This is a genomic window from Mycobacterium sp. 1465703.0 (assembly GCF_001672975.1).
In the GTDB taxonomy this organism is placed as follows: Bacteria; Actinomycetota; Actinomycetes; order Mycobacteriales; family Mycobacteriaceae; genus Mycobacterium.
Window position 1 is genome coordinate 1 of the sequence record NZ_LZKU01000069.1, and the last position, 7,874, is coordinate 7,874.

Annotated in this window: 7 protein-coding genes; 4 read left to right on the forward strand and 3 right to left on the reverse strand. The window is 65.0% G+C overall.

The genetic code is table 11. The annotated features are described in order from the left end of the window. Nucleotides 1–9: 9 nt before the first annotated feature. Nucleotides 10–1,500 carry an FAD-binding protein gene (locus A5625_RS06250; protein WP_066990299.1) on the forward strand — a complete coding sequence of 497 codons (1,491 nt, stop codon included), beginning with the start codon at nt 10–12 and terminating at the stop codon, nt 1,498–1,500. A gap of 59 nt (nt 1,501–1,559) precedes the next feature. Here the strand turns inward: A5625_RS06250 and A5625_RS06255 are convergent, their stop codons facing one another. Together A5625_RS06255 and A5625_RS06260 are read right to left on the reverse strand one after the other, a co-directional pair. Beyond that, nucleotides 1,560–2,111: a phosphonate degradation HD-domain oxygenase gene (locus A5625_RS06255; protein ID WP_082984299.1), complete on the reverse strand. Its 552-nt coding sequence runs from the start codon at nt 2,109–2,111 to the stop codon at nt 1,560–1,562. Between the two features lie 51 nt (nt 2,112–2,162). Continuing rightward, complete coding sequence (locus A5625_RS06260) at nt 2,163–2,993, reverse strand: phytanoyl-CoA dioxygenase family protein (protein WP_066990305.1); 831 nt, start codon at nt 2,991–2,993, stop codon at nt 2,163–2,165. 149 nt (nt 2,994–3,142) lie between these two features. Between A5625_RS06260 and A5625_RS06265 the strand changes: the two genes are divergently transcribed. Together A5625_RS06265 and A5625_RS06270 are read left to right on the forward strand one after the other, a co-directional pair. Next, nucleotides 3,143–4,576, forward strand: a complete 1,434-nt coding sequence (locus tag A5625_RS06265) for an MFS transporter (protein WP_066990308.1) — start codon at nt 3,143–3,145, stop codon at nt 4,574–4,576. A 7-nt stretch (nt 4,577–4,583) separates the two neighbouring features. Beyond that, nucleotides 4,584–5,453, forward strand: coding sequence for a MurR/RpiR family transcriptional regulator (locus A5625_RS06270; protein ID WP_066990311.1), 870 nt, complete (start codon nt 4,584–4,586; stop codon nt 5,451–5,453). 4 nt (nt 5,454–5,457) lie between these two features. Here the strand turns inward: A5625_RS06270 and A5625_RS06275 are convergent, their stop codons facing one another. Next, nucleotides 5,458–7,377 (reverse strand): ABC transporter ATP-binding protein/permease, encoded by a 1,920-nt coding sequence (locus A5625_RS06275; RefSeq protein ID WP_066990313.1) that lies wholly within the window; start codon nt 7,375–7,377, stop codon nt 5,458–5,460. Between the two features lie 93 nt (nt 7,378–7,470). On the opposite strand from A5625_RS06275, the gene A5625_RS06280 reads away from it, so the two are divergent. Next, nucleotides 7,471–7,874, forward strand: a 404-nt coding sequence (locus A5625_RS06280) for a thiamine pyrophosphate-binding protein (protein WP_255397924.1), incomplete at its 3' end; no start/stop codon positions are given.

Consider the following 7,874-nt stretch of genomic DNA (forward strand, 5'->3'; position numbering starts at 1 on the left):
GCGGCGCCAATGAGCACGGAGATACCGCCAACAATCAACGCGAGTGACGTGACCACGTGGTCCGATGACGTCGATGTCCTGGTGATCGGGTTCGGCATCGCCGGCGGCTGCGCTGCGGTCAGTGCGGCGGCCGCTGGTGCGCGGGTGCTGGTCCTCGAACGCGCGGCTGCGGCAGGCGGCACCACTTCGCTTGCGGGCGGACACTTTTACCTCGGCGGGGGCACCGCGGTGCAGCAGGCGACCGGTCAAGACGATTCCGCCGAGGAGATGTACAAGTACCTGGTCGAGGTGTCCCGTGAGCCTGAACTCGACAAGATCCGCGCTTACTGCGACGGCAGCGTCGAGCACTTCAATTGGCTGGAAGACTTGGGTTTTCAGTTCGAGCGCAGCTACTACCCGGGCAAAGTCGTCGTCCCGCCGGGCACCGAGGGGCTGAGCTACACCGGCAACGAAAAGGTATGGCCCTTCTGCGAACGGGCCAAACCGGCGCCCCGCGGGCACTCGGTGCCGGTGCCCGGAGAGTTGGGCGGCGCGGCGATGGTCGTCGATTTGCTGCTCAAGCGCGCCGACGCCCTCGGCGTGCAGATCCGCTACGAGACCGGGGTCACCAATCTGGTCACCGACGATGGCGCAGTGATCGGCGTGGCCTGGAAACACTTCACCGAAACCGGCACCATCAAGGCGAAATCGGTCATCATCGCGGCGGGTGGATTCGCGATGAACCCGGAGATGGTCGCCGAACACACACCCGCGTTGGGTCAGGAACGGCGCACCAAACATCACGGTGTGGTGGCGCCCTACATCCTGGGCAATCCCAACGACGATGGACTGGGTATCCGGATGGGCGTCTCGGCGGGGGGCGCGACCAAGCACATGGACGAACTGTTCATCACCGCCGCGGCCTATCCTCCGGAGGTTTTGCTGACCGGCGTGATCGTCAACAAGGAAGGTCAGCGCTTCGTCACTGAAGACTCCTACCACTCGCGCACTTCGGCTTTCGTGCTGGAGCAGCCCGACCAAACGGCATACCTGATCGTCGACGAGGCACACACCGAAATGCCCGCCATGCCGCTGATCCGGTTCCTCGACGGCTACGAGACGATCGCCGAAATGGAAGCCGCGCTTGGCATTCCGGCGGGCAACCTCGCTGCCACGCTGGACCGCTACAACAAGCACGCCGCCGCGGGTGAGGATCCGGATTTCCACAAGCAGCCGGAATTCCTTGCGCCACAGGACAACGGCCCGTGGGCGGTATTCGATCTGTCACTCGGACGGGCGATGTACTCGGGGTTCACCATCGGCGGCCTGGCGGTGACTGTGGACGGCGAGGTGCAGCGGGCCGACGGCAGCATCGTGCCGGGCTTGTATGCGGCCGGCGCGTGCGCATCGAACCTCGCCCAGGACGGCAAGGGGTACGCGAGCGGAACGCAGCTCGGTGAGGGTTCGTTCTTCGGCCGCCGCGCCGGAGCGCATGCGGCCAGACGGGCCGCGGCAGCGTAGACGCGCAACGGCACAGCGCCGGAGCGCACGCGGCCAGACGGGCCGCGGCAGCGTAGGCGCTACCGCGATGCCTTGAACTCCACCAGGCTCTGCAAGGCGTCACGATAGTGTTCCAGCGGTGGAACACGCCGGTCCGCGACCTTTGCCGCGTCATCCCAGCGGCGCAGGCGGCAAGCATGGTCCGCGTAATGTTCCCGGCGGAAGTCCGCGATTTCGTCGCGATTCATCGGTCCGCCCTGTACCCGCAGACTTTCCACCGAGGCAGGGGAGAGGCCGGACGCATAAGACGGATCGGTTGCGACCAGATAGCGCTTTGCGGCGACGTGCAGCGCGATAGGCGCGGTGATGGCCGGCGGAAACCAACGGCGGAGGACAGTTGCGGCGACGACTTGGTGTTTCTCGTCGCCGTCAAGGAAGTCACGGTTGCCGTTGTGCTCGTCGACCACGAGATGACCGATGTCATGTAGCAACGCCGCGATTATCATTGCGGCATCGGCGTTTTCGGCGGCGGCCAGCGCGGCGCATTGGGCCGCATGCTGCGTCTGGGTCACCGCGTCGTCGTAATAGCTGTCGCCGCGCTCGGCGAACAGGGCGAAGATGTTGTCGGCCACATCGCTCGCCGTGGTGGGAACTGTTGGCGGCCACTGAGATCTGGTTGTCATCTATTGCTTCTTCTCGGTGGGGGCGATGCCGCGAAAGTGACCGATGAGGCTCAGTCGTTGCGCCCCGCGTTCGCCGGCGGCGGCAGCCGCGGACAGTGCGGCGCGTTTGTCGCGGTAATAGGTTTCATGCAGGTCACCATCGGAGGCCGCGTTATAGGTGAGATACACCGCCCGTCTCGAGGCGGGCGACGTGTTGGGCGCACTGCGGTGTGGCGTGTGGCTGTGAAACCACACCAACGAACCCGCAGCCACCGGACAGGATTGCCATGTCAGCTCTTGGGCTATATCGGGATGTATACAGCCGTCTCCGTCGGTGGGTAGTAGCTCGTGGTGCATACCGCGGACGAATTCCAGGCATCCATTCTCGACGGTTGAATCATCCACCGCCAGGAGGCAACTGACGCTCACGGCGATGTGGGTGTAAGCGCGGGCGTCCTGGTGGGCCGCGAACCCGGCCCCACCGGGATGCTTGTAGTTGATCTTTTCCTTGTAGAGGACGGCGGCCTCGCCGAGCAGTTGGCCGGCCATCGCCGGAATGGCAGCGGTTGTCAGCAGGACGCGCAGCTCGTCGTGACAGGGCGAAAAGTTCTCGGTGCGGGCGCGTCGGACTTCGCCGTTGATCTGTTCGTCATGCTGCAGCCACGCGACGCCGGGCTCATCCGGCCAGCGCTCGACCTCTTCGACCCAGCTCTGCAGGCGGGCCACGCCCTCGGTGGACAAGAACCCTGGCACTACCAGGTAGCCATCCCGGCTGAACGCGTCGAGGTCGCTGGCGGAAAGTCCCTGGGCGGGCGCGTTAACGTCGGTGGCGGTTGGGCGGTGCGTCGACATGCTGTCCCTTCGGTGCTCAAGCTTTCATCACGGACGGTAACAAGAGATGAAATTTAGTTTCAAGCTGTGACATTGCTCAGGATGAAACTTCCATCCTTTGTTCACCCGCAATTCGGTAAATCGTTTCATCGCGTCGTTACGGTCACCGCATGACACAGACCCGCAGTCAGCCGGCCGAGGCCCCAAGTGTGATCGACGTTCTCGACCGATCTCGATTCCAGCGGTTCCACTACAAAGCGATCGTGGTCTCCGGGGCGGGGTTTTTCACTGACGCCTACGACCTGACGGTCATCGGTACGGCCCTGCTGCTGATCAAACCGCAATGGGGATTGAGCACTGGTCAGGTGGCGCTGCTGGGCAGCTCCGCACTGATCGCCTCGGCGATCGGGGCCATCCTGTGCGGCCGGCTGTCCGATGTCTTGGGCCGCAAGCGCATGTACGGGCTAGCCGCGTTGGTCATGACACTGGCCGCCATCGCCTCGGGTTTGTCGCCGAACTTCATCTGGCTGTTGATATTCCGGTTCATCCTTGGTGTCGCCATCGGCGGTGACTACCCGGTGTCGGGTGTGATGATGACCGAGTTCGCCAATGTGGTGGACCGTGGCCGGATGGTCGCGCTGATGTTCTTCAGCTACGTGCTGGGCTCGATCGCCGGGCCCGCTGTCGGTCTGCTGCTGCTCGCCTCCGGATTGGACCACTCGCTGACCTGGCGGCTGCTGCTCGGCCTGGGGGCCGTCCCGTCTCTGCTGGTCCTTTATGCGCGCACCAAAACGCCGGAGTCGCCGAGGTTTCTCGCCGAAATCGACGAGGAGCGGGCGGCCGCGGATTTGACGACGTTCAGCGGAACCACGGCGGTTGCCACCGGCGCGGCGCGCCCCCGTCAGACGATGTGGCAGTGCCTGACGGCACCCGGCGTGTGGCGGGCCGTGCTCATGACGGCCGGGGTGTGGTTCCTGTTCGACATCGCCTACTACGGCAACACCATCAGTGCGCCCCTGGTGGTCAAAAACGTTGCCCCGCATGCCTCGGCCATGGAAACGGTCGGGGTCAACCTCGTGCTGTATGCGGCGTTCACGGTGCCGGCGTTCGCCGTCACGATCTGGGCGATCGACAAAATCGGCCATATCAGGCTGCAGGTCATCGGCCTGCTCGGCATGGCGGCCGGGCTCGGAGCCATTGCGCTGGTGCCTGCCGTCCGGAACAGCGTCGGCCTCTTCGTGGCCGCATACGGCCTCAGCAGCTTCTTCGTGTGGTTCGGGCCGGGCGTGGCAACCATGCTGCTTTCCGCCGAGTTGTTCGCCACGTCGATTCGGGCCACCGCGCATGGCTTCGCTGCGGGAATCGCCAAGCTCGGAGCCTTCGTGGGCGCGATCAGCTTTCCCGCCATGCTGGCGGCCTGGGGCTTACAGGGCACCGAACTCGTCGCGGCGGCCTGCTGCTTGGCGGCGGCAGCGCTGTCATTGATCGTGCCCGAACCGCGTGGACGATCACTCGACGAGATCGCGTCGACCGGGCGCGACGACCGGCCGTTGGCCACCCCCGGCGTGGCGGCACCGGAGTCAATGGCGCGCGCCGTGCCATGATTCACCCATGACGACCGCCGAACATCGCCCCCCGACGGGATCGGTGGTTGCCCATATCCGCGCGGCGCTGCCCCATTTGACTCCGCGTGCCCAGACCATCGGGCAAGCGGTCCTTGACGATCCGCGCGCGATCATCCACTTGACGGTCAGCGATCTGGCCGAACGTACCGCCACCTCGGTGGCGTCGGTGGTCCGGTTTTGTCAGGACGTCGGCCTGCGTGGCTACGCGGACCTGAAGATCCGGCTGGCCGCGGACACCATTCCGGCGGGAGAAGCCCTGCACGAGGGCCTCAGTCCGAATGATGATGCGTCGACAGTGCTGAAAAAGGTGCTGGCCGATTCACAGGCGGCCGTAGCCGGAGCCGCCGAAACCATCGACAGCGCGAAGTTCGAGTCCGCGGTGGTCGCCGTTGCCGGCGCATCTCACGTGCTCTGTGTCGGGGTCGGGACGTCTGCACCGCCCGCCCAGGATGCCGGATATCGTTTGCGCACAATCGGTTTGAGCGCCGAAGCTCCCGCGGACGGGCACGTTCAGCACGTCGCGGCGCGATTGCTCAAGCCGGGCGCGGTGTGCCTGTGCTTCAGCCACACCGGCCAAACCAGTGAATCGCTGATGGCGGTGGAGGCGGCCAGGGATGCCGGCGCCACCACGATTGCGATCACCAGCTTCTACCGTTCGCCGCTGAGCGCATTGTGCGACATCGTCTTGGTGGCGGGGGCCAAAGAGACCGATTTCCGCGTCGAAGCCGTCACCAGCCGGATTGCTCACATCGCAGTGTTCGACGCGCTGCACGCCGCGGTCTTTCTCAAGACCTTGCAACGAGCGGGCGACGCGCAACGCGTCACTGCGGAAGCTCTTACCCGCCACCGCATTTAGGCTCTTAGACCGGCGCCGGCGCCTTCTCGACCGGGCCGAGCCGCCAGGGGCCGCCGCCGAGCAGATGGAGTTGCTGCTCGTGGTGCTGTTCGACGGTGGGCCGGTGGCTGACGCTGACCATCACACAATCCGGCAGCTCGGCCCGGATCAACTGGTAGAGCGCGAATTCCAGGCCCTCGTCCAACGCCGAAGTGGCCTCGTCGAGGAAGACCGCCTTGGGATTGGTGAGCAGGATACGGGCGAAGGCAACCCGCTGCTGTTCGCCCGGCGAGAGCACCCTGGCCCAGTCCTGGTCCTCGTCCAGCCGGCTGATGAGCGGCGCCAGAGCCACCTTGGTGAGCACGTCGTGCAGCTGCCCATCGGTAACGCTGTCCGGCGAATTCGGATAGCACACCACTGTGCGCAACGTGCCGAGCGGCACATACGGCAACTGCGACAAGAACATCGTCGCGTTATCGCCCTCCGGGCGGCACAGCGTCCCCGACGCATACGGCCACAGTTCGGCAAGACTGCGCAGCAGCGTCGTCTTGCCGGCTCCGGAACGGCCGGTGATCACCAGGGTGTCACCGTCGTCAAGCTGGATGTCCAGCGAGTCGACCAGCTGGTCGCCCTCCGGCGTGCGCACCTCGATGCCGCGAAGCTCGACTGCCGTCTCCTCACTCGGCTTGACCAGAATCGCCGGAAGCGCGCGGCCCTTGCTGTTGGCGTCGACCAGTCCGTGCAATCGGATGATGGCGGCCCGGAAGGAAGCGAACGCGTCATAGTTGTTGCGGAAGAACGACAGCGAGTCGTGAATGTTGCCGAATGCCGTCGCCGTCTGACCCACATCGCCGAAATCGATCTTGCCGGCGAACAGTCGCGGCGCCTGAATCACCCACGGCAGTGGAACAATCGCCTGCGACACAGACCAGTTCCACCCGTTGAAAATGATGGTTCGCCGGACGAAATTGCGGTAGTTGGCGATGATCGGCGTGAAGCGCCCCCACAGCTGCGCCCGCTCGACCCGCTCGCCGCGGTAGAAGCCGACAGCTTCTGCGGCGTCCCGCAACCTCACCAGGGCGTACCGGAAGGCGGCATTCAGCCTTTCGTTGTTGAAGCTGAGCCAAATCAGCGGGCGCCCAAGCCAAACCGCGACGACAGTCGCGATCAGCACGTAGACCAGAACCGTCCAGAACATCGCGCGCGGGAACACCACACCAAACACATCCAGGTCCCCGGACAGGTTCCACAGGATCGCGGCGAAGGAGATCACCGAGGCGACGGCGTTGACGGCCCCGAACAGCAACGTGCTTCCCGTCCCATTGGACGGGATGTTGGGGGTGCCGCCGGCATTGGCGGTGAAGATGTCAATGTCCTGCTGGATGCGTTGGTCGGGGTTGTCGATGGTGTGGTCGATGAAGAGATCTCGGTAGTAGGCCCGGCCGTCCAGCCAGTCGTCGGTGAGGTGAGAGGTCAACCACATGCGCCAGGCGATGATGAACCGCTGCGTCAGGTAGACGTCGGCCGCGAACCGGATGACATAGAGGGTTGCCAACACGCTGAAGACCGCAAGTGACATCCAAAAGCCATGTACCCCGGACTGTTTGACGCTGTCGTCACCGGCGGCCATGCCCTGGACCGCCTTCTGCACGGCGGTATACAGGTCGTTGCCCTGGTAGCTGAGCAGCACCACCAACCGCACCGAGAGCAGCACCGACAGCAGCAACACGCCGAGCATGGCCCACACCCGGACGCTGTCCGCGCCGACGAAGTAGCCGCGGGTGATCCGCCAGAACTGTCGGCCCCAAGGCGTGAGATAACGGAAAGCGAGCAGAACCCCGAACAGACAGACGGCGCTGACCACCCACGCTATGGCGACCCACCGCAATGAATCCATGGGTGCCGCCGACCAGTTGATCGATGGCTTGAAGGGCTTGGGACCCATCGTCGACGTCTCCTTACGGTCGAGGTGGTCAAACATTCCTCAACTTCAAATCCTTTGGCGAAAGTACCCGAAGGATCTGGTTAGGCTGCGGTCATGACTACCGATGCCGTCTCCGCACAAACTTTGCACGCCGGCCGGCTTGTCGCGCGGCGGCTGCGGGCCAGCGGTGTCGACACCGTCTTCACGCTGTCGGGCGGCCACCTGTTCTCCATCTACGACGGGTGCCGCGACGAGGGTATCCGGCTGATCGACACCCGCCATGAGCAGACTGCGACCTTCGCCGCCGAAGGCTGGTCGAAGGTGACGAGGTCGCCGGGTGTGGCGGCGCTGACCGCCGGGCCGGGCGTTACCAACGGGATGAGCGCAATGGCCGCCGCGCAGCAGAACCAGTCGCCGCTGGTGGTGCTCGGTGGCCGGGCACCGGCCCAGCGCTGGGGTATGGGGTCGCTGCAAGAGATCGACCACGTCCCCTTCGTGGCGCCGCTGGCCCGCTTCGC